We start from the raw sequence: 23641 nt of genomic DNA on the forward strand, positions 1-23641 counted from the left end.
AATACGACCCTCTTCGATTCCATTCATGAAGGCCGACGCGCTATGATCATATGGACTTGCGTGAGATTGTCGGATGAGGATCGTCTGCGGCGGGAATTACATAGAAAGCCTGCGGAATGTATTGCTTCCGCAGGCTTTCTTTCCTGATACTAAATTATCTTGTAGTGATGCTTTTGTCCATAGGTGGTGCACAACTGGTATAAATTCTTCCTGAGGTAGCGGCGCCAAGCCCTCCAAAGTGCGTCTACGCTTGATTGTACCAAGCGACAAATCGGGCCAGAAGCGCGGATGCTTCGGCTCGTGAGACTACACCGGCAGGGTCGAGGAGATTCCCGGTCTTGCCGTACAGAACGCCTGTCTTGATCGCCCAATCGATGGCGTCGCTAGCCCAGGCCGAGATCTCGTCGCTGTCGGCGAAGCGCCGAACGTCGCTAGCCTCCGCTCCGGCCGCCAGCCCGCTGCCCTTCGGCGCTCCGGCATAGCGGTACAGCAGTGCGATCAGCTGCTCCCGGGTGATGACTGCGCCCGGCGCGCTGCCGTCGCTGATCCCCTTCGCGATCGCCCACTCCTGCGCCTTGCTGTACCAAGGGGCGCCGTCCTCGGTCTCCGCTCCGTCCAGTCGGGCCAGCACGGTGAGCAGCATCGCCCGGCTCATCGTGGCGCCAGGGGCGAAGACGCCCGGCTCCGTGCCGCGCAGCAGCTCGCGGCTGGCGGCGAAGGCGATCGCCTCGGCGGCCCAGTGGCTGCCCGGCACATCGCGGAAGGCGATCAGGTTGTCCATGAGCTGTACCTTCATATCGCCGCGAGCCAGGAAGCGCAAGCCTTCCTCGGTCCATACCGAGGTGCCGAGGATCATCCGTGTGCCGTCGGCCTTGACGGTGTAGGCGACTGTAGCGGCGGAGGCGTCCCGGGCATCGATGGGCAAGGTCACCCAAGCCTCGTCAACGCCTGCGGGCAACTGGACGCTAGCCGTCACGACGCCTTGGGCGCTCGTCAGCAGCTCCGTCTGGACGCCGTCCGCGTCCGTGATGAGCGCACGGCTGCTGCCGTCGGGACGGCTCACCCGCTCGCGCTTGCTGCCATCCTGGCCGGTGAACCGTTCGGTTGTCGTGCCGTCGCTGTCTCGCGTGATGACCTTGCGGTCACCGTTCGGCCAGACCGTCGTCTCTGTAACCGTGCCGATCGTCGGATCGGTGACGACGGTTGTCGTGCTGCCGTCGGCATTGCTGACCTCCTCTGACTCGTCTGTCCCATCTGTCTCATCTGGCCCGGCAGAGTCCACCGGATCAGTGCCAGCGTCGGGTTGGGTCGGAACGGGATACGGGTACCAGCCGCCGCTGTTGCCTGAGCTGTACACGGCGACAGTGATCGTACTCGTCGCGGTGTAGCTGCCGTCGGCAGTCGTCGCCGTGACGACGGTCGTGCCGACCGCAAGAGCCTGCACGACCCCGTCTGCGTCCACGGTCGCGACGGCGGGGTTGGAGCTGCTCCACGCGACGGTCTTGTCGGTTGCCTCGGTGGGCGCGATCTGAGCAGTGAGCTGGAGCGTCGAGCTGCCTGTGTTGGTATACAGCGTGGCGCTAGTCGGGCTCACACTCACGCCGGTCACCGGGACCGGCTGGGTGGCCGGGTTATACGGCTGGATCGTCAGCGCCACATGCGGACTTGCCTGATGGTTGTCGGTGGCGCGGTAGCGGACCCAATACGTGCCCGGCGCCAGCTCGGGGAGGGCGGTTGCACCCGCCTCGACGCTGGACCAGGTGTCGCCTTCGTCCGTAGACCATTCCATCATGCTGTTGACTCCTTCGATACGTCCATCCTCGGCATCCTCCGCTGTCTCGTGGCTGGCCATCAGCCCCTCGGGGGCCAACTTTGCGCTGCCGGTGATCATCACCTTGAAGTCGTCAAAGTCGATCGAGGCGTTGGCGTAGCCGTCGATGCCAAAGCGCTGGCCGGTCAGCTGTGTGCCGCCGGTATGGCGGAAGCTGTAGTCGGTGGCGACGAGGACATCGTCGATATAGACGCTGTACGTTTTGGCATCCCAGTTGGCGACCATCCGAATGTCGTACCACTGGTGGAGGGCGGCGTCCTGCACCCTGATCTTGCTGGAGGGGCCGTTTTGCACGATGATCTTGCCCGTATCAAACGCCGTCACCAGACTGTAGTTGCCCGTGCCGCTGTCATTGCGCACCATAGCGCCGTTGGCATACTGGAAGCTGCTGTTCAACCTGGCGCGGTAGGCGATGACGATGCGCTCATCCGGTCTGGCGTTCACCTCCCCGGCAAAGGGCAGGAATAGATTAGCTTTGCCGGATGTGGCGGTCGTGACCAGCCGGAGGAACTTGTTGCCGTCCGTGTCCTGCTGTACGGTCGCAGTTGCGCCATTGGTCAAGTCTTCGGTGGCGATGCCATACGGGTACTTGCCCGTCTCATCGCCGGAGAAGTCCCGATAGGCATGGTAAGCGACGCCATCCTCGACCAGATTGAGCGAGTCCAGCAGCGCGGTCTCGGCTGTCTCCAGCCGAGTCACGGCCTCCTCGAACTGCGACTCGCTCAGTTCGGCATCGGTCGCCAGCGTCTCGGCGAGGTCGAGCTCGGTCAGCAGGGCATCGTAGGCCTCCTGACTGTAGTTGCCCAGCCCCTCGCCCAGAGGGTAGGAGAAGCTGGCGATCCGCTCGCGCATCGTCGATACGAGCTCATCCAATCCCCAGCTCGGGACGACCTCCACGATAGCGGTAGCCAGAATGCCGGATGACTCCAGCAGGCCAGGCACATGCACCGTGCCGAGGGAGTTGAAGTCCAGCCCCTCCAGCTTCCAGGTGACGGCGGCTATGCCGCTATCGCCATCCGGACCGGTCGTCGGGATCTCCTCCGGCAGCTCTGGCGTCGTGCCCGAAGGCGTCTTCGCCTGCACCGGAGGAGCCTGGATCGGCGCCGTCGCAGGATCGACAGCGACGGTCAAGCTCAGCAGCGCCTCCTCGCCATCGAACGCTGCGCGGATCACCGTCTCGCCCGGCTGGACGGCGTGCACCTGACCGCCGGGAGTTACAGTAGCGGTCGCAGGATCGCTGCTCGTAAAGACGGCCGTCTCGCTCACATCCTCGGCAGCATGATCGCTGTAGTGCGCCGTCACCCGCAGCGGCTCGCTGCTCTGTCCGCTGACGAGGACATGCTCGAGTCCGCTGATCGCGAGCGACTGGAGCGATACCGGTTGCTCGGCGACGGTGATCGTCGCTGTCGCCGTATGTCCGCCATAGGCCGCCGTGATGACCGTGCTGCCCGCGCCGATGGCTCTGATCGTACCGTTAGCCGGATCGACCACCTCGAGGATGGTGTTGCCGACGGGGACAGAGTAGACGACACCGCCAGTTACAGGCAGGATATCGTCCTCGGAGGCGGGATCAGTCGCCGTCTCCAGTACGGGCGGCAGCGTCATGACCTCATTTAGCCCTAGCGTATAGCCCGGAGCGTCAAATCCGATCCCCTCGACTGGCCCGATCACATCAAGCGCGTCCAGCTCGACGAAATGCTCGCCCTTGATGAATCGCAGCGTATTGTCGCCCGCCTGCAGATAGGCTCTGGCTGTCGATACGCCCCAGTGATTCCAGCCGGAGTAGACCGCGTTCAGCTTGCCGCCGGGGCTGCCGTTGACCGACAAGGTATAGCTGGCCGTGCCGCCGCTTGGCGAGCCGTTGGCTGTGCGTGCAGACACGGTGTAAAAGCCCGTCGTCGGCGCCTGCACGGTGAACTCGGTATAGTCGCCTTGCTGCTCGATCGCGGCGACCTTCATCCCTCCGGATGCCGTGCTCTCGCGCCTGACGACAGGGCCGCTGCCGTAGTCGTCAGCCTTTGCCAGTCTCGCGTGTTCTGCCTCATAGCGCTGCCGTGATGGCTCTCCCGACGGTATGCCGATCGGCGTATTGGGACTGACCGGTACGCCGAGATTCGGGGTGTCGTCGGCATTCCAGACGAACGTCTGGGCGCGGATGCTGCGCGTCCAGCCCGAGCCTTGCCAACGCGCAGCATGATAGAGGAGCCAGTCCTCGCTGCCGTCGGGCGACGTCGTCAGGCTGTGATGGCCAGGACCGTAGACGCCGTTGGCGGATGTGAAGATCGGCTCGCTCCGCTTCGTCCAGGAGTCTGGATCGAGCAGTTCATCGCCGATGTCAGCCGTGATCAAGCCGAGGCAATAGCTGTCCGTCCAGCTCCCGTTCGCCGAGTAGATCAGGTTGATCGTGTTGCCCTTGATGTTGACCTGTGGACCTTCATTGATCCGGGCAGGGGAGCTCTCCCATTCATATTCCGGCTCCGACAGCAGGACGCGCGGCGAGCTGATCGTCCACGGGTCGCTCATCTCGGCGATATATAGATTCTGGAAGCTGCCGTCCGTCGTCTCCCAGCCCGACCAGAGGAAGTAGAGCTTATCCTGCGCCTCCAGCACGGTCCCGTCGATCGCCCAGCGATCATCGGACGCATCGTAAATTTTCCCTTTGAATGTCCAGGTGCCGGTCAACGGGTTGGCGTTGTCGTTCTCCAGCACATACATGCGGTGATTGGCATTGGTGCCGTTGTCGGCGGCAAAGTAGATATACCACTTGCCCTGCACATGGTGGATCTCCGGCGCCCACAGGTTGGAGCTGTACATCGTCCCCTTGGGGGGCGTCCAGACGACCATCCGGTCGCCGCCTTCGAGTCCGGTGATCGCCTTCGACCGCCACAGCGTAATATTGCCGCCGGTCGTATGGGTGTAATAATAGTAGCCGTCCGTATGCTTGTAGACCCACGGGTCGCCGCCGTTCTGGAACAGGGTATTGTAGAAGTCCGATACTTCCGTCGCTCCGGAGATCCCGGCTGCATGTTGCGCCGGATTCGATGATTCCGTCGCTCCGCTCACCGGAGGCAGCATCAGCAGCATCGCGAGACCGAGCAGCAGATTTTTGAATCGATTGTTGAACATGTACAGTCCTCCCTGGCATCGTAATCGTTGGCGCGTCTAGCTAGCATCCCATCGGGTTTTCTGGCTGTGCTGCCCATTCTACCTTCCGGTCCCGGTTTAAAAAATGTACAATCTTAAATTGTTTTTTGTACCCAGTTCAGGTGGACCGACAAGAAAAAGCAGGAAGGAAGGATCTGGAACTGATGCCGGATTAGACGTACAATAAAATCTGGGCTTCCTAATCGCTAAAGAAGCCGTTGAAGGGAGGCAATTATGTATCGTGTACTGATTGTCGACGATGAGCCATGGGCGATCAAAGGCATACGCAATGCCTTCAACTGGAGCCAATACGGATTCGAAATTACAGGCGAGTATACGAGCCCGCGTCAAGCGCTCGAAGCGATCTGCGAGCAGCTCCCCGATCTGGTCATCACCGACATTCAGATGGGCGAAATGTCAGGGCTGGAGCTAATCCGGCAGACACGGGAGCGAGAGCTGGATGTTGGCTTTGTTGTTGTAAGCGGATACTCGGAGTTCGCCTACGCACAGGAGGCGCTGCGTCTGGGAGCGCTCGACTATTGTCTGAAGCCGATCGATATCGAGATGACGGACCGGCTGATCGACAAGCTGGCGCAGCAGCTCAGCGAGAAGCAAAGCATGCGGGATCATCTGATGCTCGAAGCGCTCACTTCGTCGGATCAAACCGAGGTGCGGCGGTTGACGACGTTTTTCGAGGACGAAGGGCAGGTCTGCTATCGCGCCGTTATGGTCCATGCACAGAGCGAGCAGCAGCGAAGACCCGGGCTTGCCGGCTGGGACCGGGAGAGGATGCTCGTCGTGGCCTCTGGGGCGAAGAAGACGCTCTACCTCTTGAAGAGCAAAAGCCGGAGCGAGCTGGAGCAGGTGAAGGAGGCGGCGTTTGAAGACGGAACGCTCAGAGCAGCGGGGATCAGCAGCATCGCCGATCATCGGGATGTGCTTGCGAAGCTGATCAAGGAGGCGGACCTGGCGGCCTCGCATTTTTTTGTTGGGGAGCATAATGGTCTATTTGTCTATGAGCCGCAGTTGGCGAACGTCAAGCTGTTTATCGATGAGCTGCCCTTACTCATCCATGAGAAGACACTGGAGGATATCGACGGGTTTGTCCATCGTCTTCAGGCGTATTTCCGCTATCATCGCCTTGGGATGGGCGAGGCCGTCTACTTGTGGAATCAGACGGTCGGCGTGTTGATGGGCGCTTACCCCGAGATGGTCCAGGATATGGAGCTGGAGTTTTTGAATTATGTCGAGCTGCTGGAGCGGTTCGAACATTTCGAGTCGCTGTGCGGCTTCGTCTACGATGTGCTGGTGTATATCAAGCAGATGAACCGGCCGCAGGACCACGACGGGACGATCCAATCGTGCTTCCTGCAGATGGTGCAGTATATCGATCGCCATTACGATCAGCGTTTGTATCTGAAGGAGCTGTCCGCCCAGTTCCATGTGAACCAGGTATATTGCTGCCAGCTGTTTAAGAAATTGCTCGGTCAGACTTTCTCGGAGTATGTCACCGAGCTGAGGATCCGCAATGCATGCGAATTGCTGACGCAAAGTCCATGGTCGATCGAGGAGGTAGCCTCCCGGGTAGGCTATGTCGATTATTATTACTTCAATAAAGTATTCAAAAAGCAATGCGGCATTACGCCGGCCAAGTACCGAAAAAGGAGCCTGGGGGGAGTCGCTTGCAGCTCAGCAAAGTAAAACTGAAGCATCAGATGGTCCTTATTTTTGTGCTCGCGATTGTGTTATTTATGATGATGGAGCTGTATTTCTATTACAGCTTCTCTCACCTGACGCAGAAGCGCGCGGCTAACTACGGCCATACCATTATCGAGCAGACGCGACAGAAGATCGATTCGGTATTCGACGATATCATCGTCAGCACCAATATTGTGGTAAGCAACAAAAAAGTCCAGGCGTTCACCATATCCGAGGACAACTACAAACGAAATATTGAGATCGGCACGGATGTGGTCGAACTGATGGATGATATGCGTGCCTTTAACTCGTATGTGAGCGGCATTATCATTAGCGACAGCAAGGGCAGGCGTGTATTCAGCTCGGCGCCCGCTAGCGGCGAGGTTTTTTTTTGAATGCTTTTGACGACTTCATGCGACAGTACAGCCAGCAGCCGGAGGCGAGCGGCAGCTTCACGCCGCTGCTGAGGCACGACAAGACCGAAGCGACCTATTTTTTCTATGTTGCGCCGATCATCGAATCGATCGGCGGCGTTCATTTTTTGCAAAAAACCGGTTATTGCTCAGTGATGGTCAATACGAGCAAGCTGCAGGAGCTGGTGGAGAATACGGAGCTGACGCCAAACTCGACGCTGTCGATCCTGAACGCGCGCAACGAAATCATTGCCTCCAGCCGGCTGGCAGGACAGGGTGAGTTCGATGACAAGTCCTCGGCGGCGGAGGACGACGAGAAGGTCATCCTGCAGCGGACCGAACTGAAGCTCGCCGACGGCTGGAGCATCGTCAGCCGCATCCCGGTGCGAGAGCTGACGACCGATATGCAGGCGATCAAGCAGGTCAGCATGATCGCGGGCGTCGGTATGACGCTCAGTATGCTGCTGCTCGGGTATTATTTCCTGAACAGTCTGACCCGGCCGGTCATAGGACTGGTGGCGGATATGCGCAAGATCGGCGGTCGCGAGCTCGGTCATCGGGTGAAGGTCCGCTCGACCAACGAGGTGGGCGCGCTGGCCTATGACATTAACCGGATGATCGAGAATATGGAGCATATGACGCGAGATATCCTCCATGCCCAGGCCCAGCTATACGAGCTGAAGCTCAGCAAAAAACAGGCGGAATTCTCAGCGCTGCAAAGCCAGATCAATCCCCACTTCCTTTACAATACATTAAACTGCATCAGCAGCATCGGACTGGAGTATGGCAGCCGAGAGATCGCCCAGATCACCTCGTGTATGTCGAGAATCTTCCGCTACAGCATCCAGCAGGACGAGCTGGTCTCGATCCATGAGGAGGCGCAGTGCGCCCGCGACTATATGCAGATCATCTCGATCCGCTACGAGAATCGCTATGCGATGGAGGTGCAGGTCGACGAGGCGTTAATGGAGCTGAAGACGCCCAAGATGATCCTCCAGCCGCTCGTCGAAAACGCCGTCTACCACGGGCTCGGCAGCAAAGCGTCAGGCGAGGGGGTGCTGGTGAGCGGAAGCCTCAATGAACGAGGCGATATCGTCCTCCGAATCATCGATACCGGCCGAGGCATCGACGCCGAGAGGCTGGCGAGTCTCAGAGCCAAGTTGGAGGCGGCCACGGAAGCGATGGACAACGGCGCGGGCAGCAGCATCGGACTGAGCAATATCCACGCCCGGATACGTCTGCTCTTCGGCGAGGCGTATGGCGTCCGCATCGAGAGCGTGCCCGGCGCAGGCACGACCGTCACCGTCGTCCTTCCGGGCTTTCAGCATGACTGAAACGTTTGCGCTCAGTGCCCCCTGTATGGAGATGATTTTTGTAAGCAGCTATTTAAAAGAAAGAAAAAGGGGAGCAATTCGGGCGAAGTTGAGCAATTATAGAAAAGGAGAAATTGGGGGAACTTAAACATTGAAAGGTAATGTTGACAGAAAGGTGTGTATCTTCTACATTAATCTATACAATTCGAATGAGTATTATCGGAATTAAAACCTTACACCATTGAAGTCGGAGGGACATCATGAAGAAGACATACGTAATAGCGACGGTCATGCTGCTCTTGGCTGCCTTGATCGCAGGCTGCGGCAGCAAAGCAACACCATCGGAGGAAGGCTCGCAAGAGAGCGGCGGCGCCAAAAAGAAAACGATCGTCCTTGCTACAAGCGGGGTCAGCAACCCGTTCACTTATCAGAAGGATGGACAACTGACAGGCTATGACGTCGAGGTCGTCAAGGCGATCTTCGACGGTCTGCCGGACTATGAGCTTAAGGTTGAAGTGACCGAGTTCGAAAGTATCCTCAATGGTCTGGACAACGACCGCTATCAGCTCGGCGTCAACAACTTCAGCTCCAACAGCGAGCGTAGGGAGAAATATCTCTTCTCCTACCCGATCATCGAAAATGCCAATGTGTTCGTCGTTCGCAAGGATGACGAAAAGCTGAAGGCGCTTGAGGATCTGGGCGGCTACAAGGCAATCACCGAGGTAGGCAACTCGGGCGCGACGATCCTGGAAAACTATAATAAAGAGCATGCCGATAATCCGGCGGAGATCATCTATACGGAAGAGAACTTCATCAAGCAATTCGAGAACATCGAGGCCGGCAAATACGATGTCCGCATCATCTCCCGCATCTCTGCAGAGAAAGGGATCGCCGAGTATGGTCTGACCGGCTTGAAGGTGGTGCCATTCTCCAACGCCAACAGCGATCCCGGCTCCTACATTCTGTTCTCCAAAACGGTCGACAGCGAGCTGTACGATGCGGTGAACCGGAGAATCAAGGAGATGTACGACGACGGCACGCTGCAGAAGATTAGCGAGGAGCAGCTCGGCGGCAACTATATTCCGAAAAAAGAACTGTTGGTTACCGAGTAGACCGGGGACTAGCAGCTATACATGACGCCATCGGCGCGGACAAGCTATAGATGCTGTCCGCGCTGACTGTTTGAGACGCGGGACATTTTCATTCCTATATGAGCTGGAGGTTCAGTCATGAAATTCATCATCAGCGGAGACGCCTTGTTCTCCAGCGCCAATCTGCATCAGACGATCGATCCAAAGCTGCTTGAGCTACTGCATAGCGCAGATGAGGCCTACACGAACGCCGAGTTCGTCACGCCCCGTCCATCGACGCCGCCCGCCGCCGGACGCGGCTATTCGACGAGCGTCAGACCGCAGGCGCTCGACGAGTTCGCGCGTCTGAATATCAAGTACGTTGGCTTCGCCAACAATCATACCGGCGATTACGGGCTGCAGGGCATCGTCGATACGCTCGAGGAGGCGGCGAGCCGCGGCCTGGTGCCGCTCGGCATCGGCTACGATCTCCATGAGGCGCGCAAGCCGGTATTCATCGATACGGCCGATGGCCGGATCGCCATCATCACCGTCGATGTGACGCGCAGCGAGGTGTTCGCCGCCTCCAATCCGGGCAATGGCGTGCCCGGGCGTCCGGGCGTCAATCCATTGCGCTGGGGCCGGACGTACGTCGTCGAGGAGCAGGACTTCGAGACGATCCAGGCGATCAGCCGCAGGATCGGCGTCGACGCGAGCATGCGCGAGGGCCGCCGGATCGAGCGGGCGCAGGAGAAGCCGGCGCATCAGTACGATTTCGGTTCCTTCTTTGAAGGGTATCTGACCTTCGAGAAGGGCGATCGCTCCTATATCCGCACCGAGGCCAATGCCGCAGATCAGGAAGCGATCCTCCGCTCGATTCGAGACGCTCAGGAGCGCAGCGACTTCGTATTCGTCAATCTGCATACGCACGAAGGCAGTAATGAAAACTGGTATTCCGACGATCCGGCCGAATTTATCGAGACGTTCTCTCGTCTGGCGATCGATGCGGGGGCGCACTGCATTTTCGGTCATGGCTGCCACTTCACGCGGGGGGTCGAGTTGTACAAGGGCCAGCCGATCTTTTATAACCTCGGCAGCCTGTTCATGGAGTTCGAGGCTGGCGAGTCGATCATCCCGCCCGAGATGTTCGTCGCCTACGGCTACGAGGAGCGGGAGGCGCCGTCCACGCTGCACAAAAACCGCGCCAAGGACAGCGAGGGCAACTGGACGGGCTTTTATAGCGATCCGAAGTTCTCCGAAAACTTCCTGGTCGTCTTCGACCTGTCCCGGGACGACAACCGCTTCGATTATGAGCTGATCCCGATCGATCTGCAGATGACTCATCCGCATGTAACGAAGCGTGGATTGCCGGTGATGGCCTCCGAGGAAGCGACCGCCTCGCTGGTCGGCCGACTGAATCGCATCAGCAACGAGAGATATGAGACGGAAGTCGCTCAGGCGCAGGGGCGTTGGATCGTGAGGCCCTGGAGCGGCGGCGCTTCCGCTCGAAAGGACTGAACGCATTGAACGGACTGAACGGATTGTTGAACGGAAAGCTGTTTGATATCGAAGCAGTGTTCTCGGCGATACCGGAGCTGCTGCGGTTTTTGCCGGTAAGCTTGGAGATTACGTTTATCTCGATGCTAGCCGGTCTGGTGCTCGGTCTGGTGCTGGCGATTATCCGCATCAAAAAAGTGCCTGTGCTCAGTCAACTGATCACGCTATTCATCTCCTTTATCCGTGGTACGCCGATGATTATCCAGCTCTATCTGTCGTATAACGGCATCCCGCTGCTGTTGAAGTATATTAATATGACCTATGGCACCGACTATAGCATCAATGCGATCCCGGCGATGCTCTTCGTCCTTATTACCTTCTCCTGCAATGAAGCGGCGTACAACTCGGAGACGATCCGGGCGGCGCTGCAATCGGTTAACAAAGGCCAGATCGAGGCGGCCGAATCGCTGGGTATGACGTACTTCCAGGTGCTGAAGCGGGTTATCATCCCGGAGGCGCTTGTCGTCGCCGTGCCGCCGCTCGGCAATGCGCTGATCAGCCTGCTCAAGGGCACCTCGCTGGCCTTCGTCGCCGGCGTCGTCGAGATGACGGCGCAGGGCAAGATTATTTCCGGCAGCACGTTCCGCTTTTTCGAGGTCTATCTGGCGCTGGCGATTATATATTGGGCGCTGACGATAGTTATCGAGCAGATACTGAAGTACCTGGAGAAGAAATTCTCGATACCCGACGTCGATGGCAACCCGCTCAAAAAACGTCGCCTCTTCTCCTTTTTCTCTTCGACAAGGGGGGATGTGTAAATGATCCGCATCAAGCATTTATCGAAGTCCTTCCACAAAAATCTGATCGTCGACGACGTGTCTCTCGATATCGAGCGCGGCGAGGTGGTAGCGCTGATCGGCTCCTCCGGCGCAGGCAAGTCGACGTTCCTGCGGGCGCTGAACTGTCTGGAGCGGGCGGATCGCGGCGAGCTCGATCTGGACGGCTTCAAGGTCGACTTCACGACGATTACGAACAAGCAGATCCTCCAGTTGCGCCAGCAGACGGCGATGGTGTTCCAGCAGTTCAATCTGTTCCAGCAGCGGACAGCGCTTGACAACGTCAAGGAAGGGCTGAAGATCGTCAAAAAAATGAGCGACAGCGAAGCGACGGCAATCGCGACCAAGCAACTGGAGCAGGTCGGACTCTCGCACCGGATGCATTATTATCCGAAGCATCTGTCGGGCGGACAACAGCAGCGCGTCGGAATCGCCCGGGCGCTGGCGATGCAGCCGAAGCTGCTGCTGGTCGACGAGCCGACCTCGGCGCTCGACCCGGAGCTGGTCGGCGAGGTGCTGCAGACGATCAAGAAGACGGCCGCCTCCGGGCAGACGATGATCCTCGTCTCGCACGAGATGAGCTTCGTCTACGAGGTCGCCAGCAAGGTTGTCTTCCTCGAGCAGGGCAAGATCATCGAGGAAGGGACGCCGGATGACGTGTTCAACCGGCCGCAGTCGAAGCGGACCGAAGCGTTCCTGCAGAGCTATTTCCGCGGCAAGGAAGGCAATTCGTTCTGAAAACTTGCGATGAGGGTTCATAGACAGACATGTAAACCCGCTTAGGCACTGCGTTTGCAGGCTTAGGCGGGTTTTATGTAGTTTTATTGATAATCATTTTCAATTATATTAGGATAGGAACTAGGGGACAGTTTTCGAGGAGTGAATAGTTGTGACAGACAGACCCAAAATGATACGTTACTATACGCCGGAGATGGTAGAGCTTGCGATGCAAGTTTGGATGCGTTCTGCGATCGCTTTAATCGATATCAGAAAGAGCACCATTGAACGAAACCGGCCATTGCAAAATTATCGGCTGCCGACCAGCATGTTCATATACACGCATGGCGCACCGGCAAGCATACTGCTGAATGAGGAGTTTTATCAAACGGAGCGGTACGGTTTATGTCATGCCGGTAAAGGAAGCCTGATATCCATTGCTCCGATTGAGGAGGATGTGAGGGCGTTTATGATTTTATATAAAGCGGAAGCGCCGACCTTATACAAACCGCATCTTCGCAGTCTTGTGAATACGATAAATCCCTTTAACCAGATGTATGGATTTACGCCGAGCAATCCTATTTTCTTTATGAACACGATTCAAGCGATGCTTGACGCCTGGAGCACAAAGGGAAATATGAATCAATTTTATGCCAAGACTCTGTTGTATCAAATCGTACATTACGTTAATGTCGAGCTAAAAAATGGCAATGTCCGCTATATCGAGCCGGATTATGTTTTGTGGGTCAAGGAGTATTTGGATCGGCACTTCACAGAGCCCGTCTCGATTCAAGCGTTATCCGATATGCTTCCCTTGAACAGGAGTGTTTTGGGACGTTTGTTCCGCAAGCGAGAAAACAGCAGCATGCAAGAGTACTTGATCAAAAAGCGAATTGAGGCAGCGAAAGTCTGTCTGGAAGAAACGAATGCATCGATACAAGAAATAGCCTTTGGAAGCGGCTTTACGGACGAATATAATATGATCCGGATGTTCAAGAAATATGTCCATGAATCGCCCGGCGAATACCGTCGCAAAAGAGCAATGCATTCCATCAATTGCGACATTGATAATAATTATCATTCTCCATACAATGAGAGAGGACTGGAGGATCTGGTCAAATCGTATAGAGATGGGGAATTCGCTATGTTCGGACAAACAAGAAACAAATCCATGCTGGCAACGGCGGTGTTGATCGTGATGCTGTTGCTGTCGGCGTGCGCGCCAGGCGGGGCTATAAATAACGGGGAGGCAAAAAGTCAATCGAATACGCAGGTTCAACAGATTCAAGATAATCAGAATTCAGGCCAGGCCAGCGAAAAGCCGACGCGTATAGTCTCGACAACACTTGGGGATGTAGAAGTGCCGCTTAATCCGGAACGGGTCGTTGTCCAATACTTAATGGGCGACGTCATTTCATTAGGGATTGTGCCGATTGGCATTTCGGATGTCTATGAAGGAGCGGCTTTTTCAGAGTCGGTCTCCGAGGCTGAAGCCTTGGGATGGTGGGCAGATTGGGAGCCGGAAACCATTATGGCGCTCGATCCGGACTTGATTTTGGTCATATCCGAAGAGGATGCGTATAAATTTTCCAAGATTGCGCCTACAGTATTTATTCCTCAAGGGGATATGACGCAGGATGAGCGCATCGCCTTCCTCGGTGAAGTGCTTGGCAAGCAGGAGGAAGCTGCGGAGGTCATCGCAACGTATGACGCGAATCTTAACAAGGCAAAGGAGGAGCTGGCTCAGGCCGGATTTGATCAGTACACCGTAACGGTATTTGAAAGCACAGAGGAATCGATTATGGAGGTTCATGGCGATAAATATGGCGCGGGCGGAGTCGTATATGCATCCTTGGGATTAAATGCCCCGGAGAAGGTGAAAACCAAAATTATTGACAAGGACAGCTACAGCGAAGCGGTATCCTTTGAAGTGTTGCCGGAATACGCAGGCGACTTTATTATTCGCAATGCGTTTGAAGGTATGGTGGATTTATCCAACCATAAGATTTGGACGGCCTTGCCTGCCGTACAAAACAATCGTGTCATTGAAATGGCGTTTGGGTTGAGCTACTACAGTGATATTTATTCTGCAACCGCTCAAGTTGAATTTGTGAAAGATTCGTTATTGCGTACACTGGAGTAGGGCGACGACGAAAGGAAACGAAATATGAATGGGATTGTCGGCGGTGTCGATCAGCTATGGCACTGCCGACATGCGTTTAGCTACCGCGGGGCTACTCTGGACGAGCTGTTCAGCCGCTCGTAGTCGGACGCAAGAAGTCGTCAAAACCAAAAAAAAGGCCGGAATAATGAAAGCGTTTCACCGCCAGTCTCTGTATAATGAATACAAAGAGGAGACAGAGAAAGGAAGGGTGCGACATGACCTTATTCGCGGTGTGCGACTTGACTGCGGAGTATCAAACGCAACTGCTCGGAACGGATACGGCTCGTCCGAGAATAAGCTGGAGGCTGACGTCGGAGCGCCGACACGTGCTGCAGACGGCTTATCAGATCCAGGTGTACGCCGGTACGACGGAGGTTCCCGTATGGGATAGCGGCTGCGTCGTCTCGGACGACTCCGTCCTGGTGCCCTACGGGGGGCCGCCGCTCGTCTCGCGCACGCGCTATGCCTATCGCGTCAAAGCCTGGAACCAGTACAGGGAGGAGACGGAGTGGAGCGAACGGGCATGGTGGGAGACTGCCCTGCTGTCAGAGCAGGAGTGGTCGGCGAGCTGGATCACGCCTGCAGCTGAGGCGATCGATCCCGATGCCGAGCCGGCCTTCCTGCTCCGTCGATCGTTCGAGGCTGAGCATGCTGACATCGAGTCGGCCCGCATCTACGCGACGGCGGCTGGCGTCTACAGTCTGCATCTGAATGGCGTCAAGGTCGGCGATGAAGCGTTCGCTCCCGGCTGGACGAGCTACACCCACAGGCTGCAATACCAGACCTACGATGTTACCGCGCTCGTCAGGCAAGGCGCCAATGCGCTGGGCGCGATGCTCGCGAACGGCTGGTACAAGGGACGGCTCGGCTGGGAAAACAAGTCCAGGCATTATGGCGACCGCCGGGCGCTGCTCGTCCAGCTCCACATCCGCTATCGCGATGGCCGGGAATCGCTCGTCGTGTCCGACGAGACCTGGCGGGCGGCGACGGGGCCGATCCTGCTCTCCGAGTGGTACGATGGGGAGATCTACGACGCCCGCCGCGAATGGCCGGGCTGGTGCGAGCCGGACTTCGACGATGCCGCCTGGAGCGCTGTGGAGAAGCTGGAGCTGCCTTATAGCCATCTGGTCGCTCAGGAGAATGAGCCGGTCCGGGTGACGCAGACGCTGCAGCCGATCGCTATCCTGCGGACGCCCGCAGGCGACACGGTGCTGGATATGGGGCAGAACATGGTCGGGCGTCTCCGCCTGACAGTCGAGGCTGAGGCAGGGACCGAGATTTGCTTGACCCACGCCGAGGTTTTGGACCGCGAGGGCAACTTTTATCGGGACAATATCCGCACCGCCCAGCAACAGGTGCGCTATATCGCCAAGGGGAAGGGCGTGGAGACGTATGCGCCGCATTTTTCGTTCCAGGGCTTCCGTTATGTCAAGGTCGAAGGGATGCCAGGACAAGAGGGCGAGCTGCCCCTGGCCGCTTTCATCGGCGAGGTGATGCACTCGGATATGCAGCGCACCGGCGACTTCGAATGCTCAGATGAGCGAGTGAATCAGTTGCAACGCAACATCGTCTGGGGTCAGCGGGGCAACTTCCTCGATGTGCCGACGGACTGTCCGCAGCGCGATGAGCGGCTCGGCTGGACAGGCGATGCGCAGGTATTCGCCGAGACGGCGCTGTTCAACTACAACGCTGCGCCGTTCTTCGCCAAGTGGCTGCGCGATCTGAAGGCGGATCAGCTCCCGGATGGCAGCGTGCCCTTCGTCGTGCCCAACATCCTGCAAGGCTACAATGCCGCTGCCTGGGGCGACGCGGCAACGGTGGTGCCGTGGGCGGTGTATACCGCCTTCGGCGATCGGCGAGTGCTGGAGGAGCAATATGAGAGCATGAAGGGCTGGGTCGACTACATCCGCAGCCAGGGCGAGCGGGAGGAGGTCTGGGATACCGGCTTCCACTTCGGCGACTGGCTGGCGCTCGACGCCAAGGAGGGCTCGTACATGGGCGCGACGCCGAACCATATGGTCACGGCGGCCTACTATGCCCTCTCCACGCGCATCGTCCGGGATACGGCGCAGCTGCTCGGGCACGAGGAGGACGTCAGGCTGTACGGCGCGCTGGCCGAGCGGATCGCGGCGGCTTATCGCGCCGAGTTCGTCACGCCCAATGGCCGTGTCGCGGCTCAGACGCAGACCGCCCATATCCTGGCGCTCGTCTTCGAGCTGGTCGAGCCGGGCGATCGCGAGCGGATCGCTCGCGATCTGAACGCGATGATCGTGGACAATAACTACCATCTGACGACCGGTTTTGTGGGCACGCCGTTCCTCTGCTTTGCGCTGTCGGACAACGGCTATCACGAGACGGCGGTCAAGCTGCTGCTGCAGGACACGTATCCGTCCTGGCTGTACTCGGTATCCAAGGGTGCGACGACGATCTGGGAGCATTGGGACGGCATCAAGCCGGACGGCTCGTTCTGGAGCGCCGACATGAACTCATTTAACCACTACGCCTACGGCGCGATCGGCAACTGGCTGTATCGCCGAGTCGCCGGGCTGGCGCCGGATGAGGAGCGGCCGGGCTACCGACACCTGTACATCGCCCCCGATTACACCGGCGGCAGACTGAGCCATGCCCGTGTCGCTTTCGAATCCATGTATGGTACGATTGAGACAGGATGGGCCTTCCGTGGCGATACGCTCGAGCTGCGGGCTACGATCCCGGCCAATACGACGGCATCCTTCCTGCTGCGGGGAGCGAAGCTAGATCAGGTGCGCTGCGACGAGTCTCCTCTGACGGAGGCGGAGGGGATCCTCGCGGTCCGTCAGGAGGCGGACGGCGTACACTTCGTGGCCGGCTCCGGCACGTACGCCTTCAGCTATGAGCGACCGCTGCTCTCGTATCGTCTCTATCACGAGGCGACGCAGCTGGGGGAGCTGATCCAGTGGGAGGCGGCGAGGCAGATCATCGAGCGCCATGCGCCAGGCTGGATCGCCGGGCTGGGCGCCTATGCCGGGATGACGCTGGGCTCCACTGTAGAGCACCCGATGGGCGGCGGTATCTCCAGAGACCAGTATGACCGGATGTACGCCGAGCTGCGGGCATTGAGAGAGTAAGGAGACTAAGGTAAGGATCAGAGGAGGAGAAAAGCGATGGGGAACATCTATTATACGATTACGACCGTCACCGACCTGGGGCCGTTCCATACGAAGCTGGTACTGGCGGTGGGCACAGAGGTAGACGCGGAGGCCGTAAGCGCAGACGCCTTTAATGTCTATGTGGAACGCAGAGCGGTCAATGGCGAGACGCTCATGCTGCCCAAGAGTTGGGAGGAGCAGCATATCCGGGTCGCCAGCCGAGGCTACGGGGTCATCAAGGACGCATATCCTTCCACGCAGGGCGGGGAGCGTCTGTCGCGCGGCGAATACGTGACGCTGGAGTTGAAGCTGCAGCCATTCGGCGTCAACTCGCCGCTCGCCGCGCCGAACGGGCTCAATGAATTCGTCCTCTGCGACTACCGGATAACCCAGACAGCGGTTATCGAGTCGGCGGCTGGACCGCTCAGCGGTCTCGTCTTCGACCGATGCGCCGGAGATACGATGAGCCAGGCGGAGAAGTTCCTGCATGGCCGCTCCTCCTACGCCGAGGAGCCGCTCGGCTACGGCTATTATTCGCCGCAGCACGGGGGAGGCCGTCGTCCGCTCATCATCTGGCTGCACGGCGCCGGCGAGGGCGGTCAGGACCCGACGGTCGCCTACGCAGGCAACAAGGTCGTCCATCTGGCAAGCGACGACATCCAGGCGCTATTCGGCGGAGCCTTCGTGCTGGCGCCGCAGACGCCGACCTTCTGGATGGACGACGGCTCCGGACAGTACGGACGGACGGGCAAGTCGCGATATAGCGCAGCGCTCAAGGCGCTCATCGACGAATTTATCGCTCGCAACGATGCGGCGATCGATACGTCCCGCATCTACATCGGGGGCTGCTCCAACGGCGGCTTCATGACGATGCGCATGGTGGTCGATCATCCGGACTTCTTCGCGGCCGCCTATCCGGTATGCGAGGCGTTGTTCGATGAGACGATCAGCGATGCGGACATCGAGGCGATCCGGCATGTGCCGATCTGGTTCACTCATGCCCGGGCAGATCACGTCGTCAAGCCGGAGGAGACATCGATCCCGACGTACGAGCGGCTGCTGCGGGCGGGGGCTAGCGAGGTGCATTTCTCCTTGTTCGACGAGGTGGTCGATCTGCATGGACTGTTCACGGAGGAGCAGGGCGAGCCTTACGTCTACCATGGGCATTTCTCCTGGATCTATATGCTCAATGACGACTGCCGTCTCGATTACGACGGCAAGCCGGTCCTCGTGGACGGCAAGGAAGTATCGCTGCTGCAATGGCTGGCGCAGCAGGCGCGCAAATAATGGCTTCGGGCGTCTTGTCCCTCGCTTGTATGGCGAGAGGGGCAGGGCGTTTTTTTGGCGTAATTATGGATTGTCCTGTTATCGGGTCAATGGACCTTAACATCCATTCCATATCTTGTTACACTGACCTAAACAAATAGAGACATCAGGAGTGAAGGAAGATGGAGAGGAACATGGCTCGGGTTCGGTATCAATCCAGAGAAGTGACGGACATGGACAAGATCGAGGCATTCTTGCGGCGCGTGCGTATCGGTCATCTGGGCATGGCGGACGGGCCATATCCCTATGTGGTGCCGCTTAACTTCGTCTGGATGGAGGGCAAGCTGTACTTCCACGGGGCGAGCGGCGGCAGGCGCAATGAAGTGATGGCGGCCAATCCGGAGGTGTGCTTCACGGTATGCGAGGAGTATGGCACGATCACCGATCCGGTGCCGGCCAAGACGGATACGGCGTATATGAGCGTCATCCTGTTCGGTCGAGCGCAGCCGGTCGAGGAGTTGGATGAGGCGACGCAGCTGCTGCAGGAGATGATCCACAAGTATGTCCCGGGGTATTACAACCGTCCGTTGTCCAGGCAGCACGTGGACAAGTATCGCTCCTCGGTATTTGGCGGCCCGGTGCGGGCTTTTCGGATCGAGCCGTACCAGATCACGGCCAAGGAGAACGGCGTGGAGGAAGACAAAATGTACCAACCGTCGGCTACGTAAAGGAGGAGGCGAATATGTACAAAGTACTCGTCGCCGATCCGATGAGCGAGCTCGGGCTGCGGCAGCTGCTGCTCGCCGACGACATCGAGGTCGATCAATCGCCTGGCCTCAGCGAGCAGGAGCTCGTCTCAATCATCGCGTCGTATGATGCACTGCTCGTCCGCTCGCAGACCCGGGTGACACGACGTATCCTCGAGGCGGCTGTGCGATTGAAGGTAATCGGTCGCGCTGGCGTCGGGGTGGACAATATCGATCTGGAGTCGGCGACACGCCAGGGCATCCTCGTCACGAACGCGCCGGACGGCAATACGGTGACGGCATGCGAGCATACGTGGGCGATGATGATGGCGCTAGCCCGGCATATCCCGCAGGCCTATGCTACTACGGTGAGCGGCAGATGGGATCGGAAGGCGTTCCTCGGCGTGGAGCTGCGGCACAAGGTGCTCGGCGTCCTCGGACTGGGGCGGATCGGCCGAGAGGTTGCCGCGCGAGCGACAGCGTTCGGGATGCAGGTGATCGGGTACGATCCGTGCTACACGCCGGAGCGGGCCGAGCAGTCGGGGATTACGCTGACGTCGCTGGAGGAGATATGGCGGACCGCAGACTTCCTGACGGTGCACACGCCGTTGACGAGCGATACGTATCATCTGATCGGGAAGCCGCAGTTCGACCGAATGAAGCGCGGCATCCGTATCATCAACTGTGCGCGTGGCGGCATCATCGACGAGATAGCGCTCCTCGATGCGCTGGACGAAGGGATCGTCGCAGGAGCGGCATTCGATGTGCTGGAGCAGGAGCCGCCGCCCGCCGAGCATCGATTGCTCGCGCATCCGCGCGTCATCGTCACGCCGCATCTGGGCGCGTCAACGGTCGAAGCGCAGGAGCATGTCGCGCTCGAGGTATCTGAGCAGGTCATGCGCATCCTGCGAGATCAGCCCTTCGACCATGCCGTCAATATGCCGATCCTCCCTATGGAAGTGTCGCGGCGGCTGCAGCCGTACTACCGGCTATGCGAGCAGCTCGGAAGCTCGCTCGCCCAGATGACCGAAGGCACCGTCCGTGAAGTAAGCGTGTCGTGCTCAGGCGAGCTGGTCGGCCTGGATATCGCGCCGCTGTTGCCTTATGCGCTCAAGGGCGTGCTCTCCGGGACGGAGGAGGCGTCAGAGCGGCGGGTCAATGCCGTCAATGCGCATCAGGTAGCCAAGGAGCTGGCGATCCAGTTGCATATTGGCGAGCCTCAAACCTCCGAGTATGCCTTCAGCACGGTTACGATTCGGTTAAAGACCGATCTGGAGGACCGATGGATAAGCGGCGCGTATGCGCGGGAAGCGGGCGGCCGCATCGTCCGGATCGGACCTTACCCGGTCGAGATTCCGCCAGAGGGGCAGCTGCTGCTGATCTCTCAGGAGGATAAGCCAGGCATCATCGGACGCGTAGGCGTCTTGCTCGGCGAGGCGGGTGTGAACATCGCGACGATGCAGGTTGGTCGTCAGGAGATCGGCGGCTCGGCCGTGATGATCCTGCGGATCGACCAGCGCGCGTCGGCTGAGGTTATAGCGTCCTTGCTCGCGATGCCGGACATCAAGCGGGTGCGGCAGGTGGACTTTGCCTGATCCGTAGCCGTAGAGCCAAGGCTGGACCAAGCGCCGAGTCGATGGACGAGCAGGAGCAGCGAAGCAGATGGCCGAGTCAGAGCGGACAAGGCATAGGGCCATCCCCCCCTGATCAGCTCTACGGCGTTAACAGTATCGCGGCGAGCCGCGCGATCCCCGCTTCGATCTCGTCCTCCTCGACCTGGGCGAAGCCAAGCACCCAACCCTTGCGTCCGCTGGTCAAGCCGTAATTGCTGAGTGGATAGACCCGAATCCCCTGGCGGAGCGCCTCAAGCGTTCCGCCTTTTTCGTCGTAGCCGGATTCGGCCTCCAACAGCATATGAAGACCCGTCTCCACACCGCTCAGCCGGAAGCGCTCGCTCAACCCGCTCGCGACGATCGCCCGCGTCATCGCTTCGTGTCGACGTCGATACACATTGCGGACGCGCCGCATATGACGCATGAAGTGGCCATGCTCGATGAAGTGAGACAAGGTCAGCTGCTCCATAATCGGCAGATGACGATAGGTAAACTCCTGCACGCGCGCTAGCCGGCGGATCGCCTCCGGGGGCCCGACGATCGCCGAGATGCGGATGCCGGGGGCGATCATTTTGGAGAAGCTGATCATATACAGAGTATGCTCCGGGCGCTGGCTGAACAGCGTCGGCAGTGGCTCGCCCCGATAGCGGAACTCGCTGTCATAATCGTCCTCGATGATCCAGAAGCTCCGTTCCACAGCCAGCCGCAGCAGGCGCTGACGACGCGGCTCCGACAGGATGGCGCCGACGGCGCACTGGTGAGAAGGCGTGACGTAGACCAGCTTCGATGCAGGAGGCAGCTCGTCCACGCATAGTCCGCTGTCATCGACCGGGACTGCCGCTACCTCCATGCGCCGGTACCTCAGCGCCATCCAGGCAGCCGGGAAGCCCGGGTCCTCCACTGCTACCGTATCCCCTTCTCGCAACAACGCCTGCGCGATCAAGTCAATGCTGTGCTGCGCCCCCGAGGTGAGCAGAATCTGATCGACGCTGACGTGCACCCCGCGCTCCAGAGACAGGTATCGCTGGATCTGCTCGCGCAGAGGCAGCAGCCCGCGCGGATCGCCATACGCCCAGTGATTCAGGTCGCTTGTCGTCGAGATCTGTAGGAAGGACTGGCGCCATCGCGTGCGGAACTGCTCGTCCAGATAGGGCTCATGAGGGGTGAAGTCAATCTTCGGCGTCGTCTCCGCTATCCCTCCGAACCACTCCTGCAACTGTCCGACAGATTCGTCCAATAAAGGCATGTCCGGCAAAGCCGGCCCATGGACGACAGGCTCCTCCGAAGGCCGGCAGGCTTCGATCCACTCGCTCACCCTCGTCCCGCCGCGTCGCGAGGTGACGGTATACCCCCGACTATGCAACTCCTCATACACGATCTGGACCGTGGAGCGGGAGACGCCGATCAAGGCGGCCAGCTCCCGGGATGGCAGCAGCACCTCGCCAGGCGGCCATTTGCCAGAGGTAATATTAAGGATCGCCTGATCGAGCAACTGCTGCCAGATGGGTCGCGGGTCCCGGCGATTTACAGTTAACATGCTTACACCTCCGCCATTTGAACAAGAGCTTGATATTGATTGCCATCCTATCATGGAAGGTCAGGACTTGCAATAGACGCAACAGGCATAACGGATGCTGCTTCTTCTACGGCTGTTACCGCGACTCACCATCCAGATTGAACAAAATTAATAATATGTACATACACTCAATATTTCCCATTTGTGTAAGATGTAATATTGTTTAGCTTTGGCATGCTGTATCAGGCGGCAGTGCAAGCAGGGTGCCAAGGAAAGGAGGGAGCAATCCATGTCCCAGTCCAACTTTCCCAATATTACGCCAGTAATATCAATTAGTAGGGATGAAGCGATCAACCTGCTATTATCGTCCATTGCGCTGGAAGAGCTGGGAGCCAGCCATATTATGAATGCAGAAGGCGAGAAGCTGCAGTATGTATTAGGTACATTAGCGGGGGTTACAGCAGGGACTACGATTGAGAGTCTGTTGGCTGTCAACGACAGTGTGCGAAGTATGATACGTGAACTTAACCAGAGGGAATGGATGTCGCAACAAAAACTGGAGAGCATTCTCTCTACTCCGATCACTGTTGGTCCGACTGGCGGAACGGGGCCTACAGGAGCGACTGGAGCAACGGGAACAGCCGGAGCCACGGGCGAAGTAGGGGCAACAGGAGCTACTGGAGCTACTG

At 58.5% G+C, this 23641-nt stretch carries 14 protein-coding genes and 1 pseudogene; 13 read left to right on the plus strand and 2 right to left on the minus strand.

What is annotated here, in order from left to right; genetic code table 11:
- Positions 1–244: 244 nt before the first annotated feature.
- On the minus strand, positions 245–4957 hold the full coding sequence (locus tag PA598K_RS26110) for a family 43 glycosylhydrolase (RefSeq protein ID WP_128659766.1): 4713 nt from the start codon (positions 4955–4957) through the stop codon (positions 245–247).
- A 252-nt stretch (positions 4958–5209) separates the two neighbouring features.
- Between PA598K_RS26110 and PA598K_RS26115 the strand changes: the two genes are divergently transcribed.
- The 12 genes from PA598K_RS26115 (at position 5210) to serA (ending at position 21418) form a co-directional block, all read left to right on the plus strand.
- Positions 5210–6676: a response regulator transcription factor gene (locus PA598K_RS26115; protein ID WP_128659767.1), complete on the plus strand. Its 1467-nt coding sequence runs from the start codon at positions 5210–5212 to the stop codon at positions 6674–6676.
- On the plus strand, positions 6658–7068 hold the full coding sequence (locus PA598K_RS26120; protein WP_128659768.1) for a cache domain-containing protein: 411 nt from the start codon (positions 6658–6660) through the stop codon (positions 7066–7068). The genes PA598K_RS26115 and PA598K_RS26120 overlap by 19 nt, the downstream gene beginning before the upstream one ends.
- The gene (locus tag PA598K_RS26125; protein WP_128659769.1) at positions 7065–8420 is read left to right on the plus strand and encodes a sensor histidine kinase; all 1356 of its coding nucleotides are present in this window, start codon (positions 7065–7067) and stop codon (positions 8418–8420) included. The genes PA598K_RS26120 and PA598K_RS26125 overlap by 4 nt, the downstream gene beginning before the upstream one ends.
- 239 nt (positions 8421–8659) lie before the next feature.
- The gene (locus PA598K_RS26130; protein WP_128659770.1) at positions 8660–9511 is read left to right on the plus strand and encodes a transporter substrate-binding domain-containing protein; all 852 of its coding nucleotides are present in this window, start codon (positions 8660–8662) and stop codon (positions 9509–9511) included.
- Positions 9512–9628: 117 nt separating this feature from the next.
- Entirely contained in the window at positions 9629–10987 is a 1359-nt protein-coding gene (locus tag PA598K_RS26135) for a CapA family protein (RefSeq protein ID WP_128659771.1), read from the plus strand.
- A complete protein-coding gene (locus tag PA598K_RS26140) occupies positions 10939–11784 on the plus strand; it encodes an amino acid ABC transporter permease (protein ID WP_185602236.1) in 846 nt (281 codons plus the stop codon). Before PA598K_RS26135 ends, PA598K_RS26140 begins: the two co-directional genes overlap by 49 nt.
- Positions 11785–12540, plus strand: coding sequence for an amino acid ABC transporter ATP-binding protein (locus PA598K_RS26145; protein WP_128659772.1), 756 nt, complete (start codon positions 11785–11787; stop codon positions 12538–12540). It begins immediately after the preceding gene.
- A gap of 151 nt (positions 12541–12691) precedes the next feature.
- Positions 12692–14662 (plus strand): AraC family transcriptional regulator, encoded by a 1971-nt coding sequence (locus tag PA598K_RS26150; protein ID WP_128659773.1) that lies wholly within the window; start codon positions 12692–12694, stop codon positions 14660–14662.
- A gap of 236 nt (positions 14663–14898) precedes the next feature.
- Positions 14899–17790, plus strand: a complete 2892-nt coding sequence (locus tag PA598K_RS26155; RefSeq protein ID WP_128659774.1) for an alpha-L-rhamnosidase — start codon at positions 14899–14901, stop codon at positions 17788–17790.
- Positions 17791–17826: 36 nt separating this feature from the next.
- On the plus strand, positions 17827–19098 hold the full coding sequence (locus tag PA598K_RS26160; protein WP_128659775.1) for a prolyl oligopeptidase family serine peptidase: 1272 nt from the start codon (positions 17827–17829) through the stop codon (positions 19096–19098).
- Between the two features lie 173 nt (positions 19099–19271).
- On the plus strand, positions 19272–19805 hold the full coding sequence (locus tag PA598K_RS26165; RefSeq protein WP_128659780.1) for a pyridoxamine 5'-phosphate oxidase family protein: 534 nt from the start codon (positions 19272–19274) through the stop codon (positions 19803–19805).
- Positions 19806–19819: 14 nt separating this feature from the next.
- Positions 19820–21418 (plus strand): phosphoglycerate dehydrogenase, encoded by a 1599-nt coding sequence (serA, locus tag PA598K_RS26170; protein ID WP_128659776.1) that lies wholly within the window; start codon positions 19820–19822, stop codon positions 21416–21418.
- 118 nt (positions 21419–21536) lie between these two features.
- Here the strand turns inward: serA and pdxR are convergent, their stop codons facing one another.
- Positions 21537–22973 (minus strand): MocR-like pyridoxine biosynthesis transcription factor PdxR, encoded by a 1437-nt coding sequence (gene pdxR / locus PA598K_RS26175; protein ID WP_128659777.1) that lies wholly within the window; start codon positions 22971–22973, stop codon positions 21537–21539.
- Positions 22974–23241: 268 nt separating this feature from the next.
- Between pdxR and PA598K_RS36535 the strand changes: the two are divergent.
- A pseudogene (locus tag PA598K_RS36535) lies at positions 23242–23641 on the plus strand (spore surface glycoprotein BclB); the annotation flags it as partial.

This window comes from Paenibacillus sp. 598K (genome assembly GCF_003851045.1).
Classification (GTDB): Bacteria; Bacillota; Bacilli; order Paenibacillales; family Paenibacillaceae; genus Paenibacillus_D.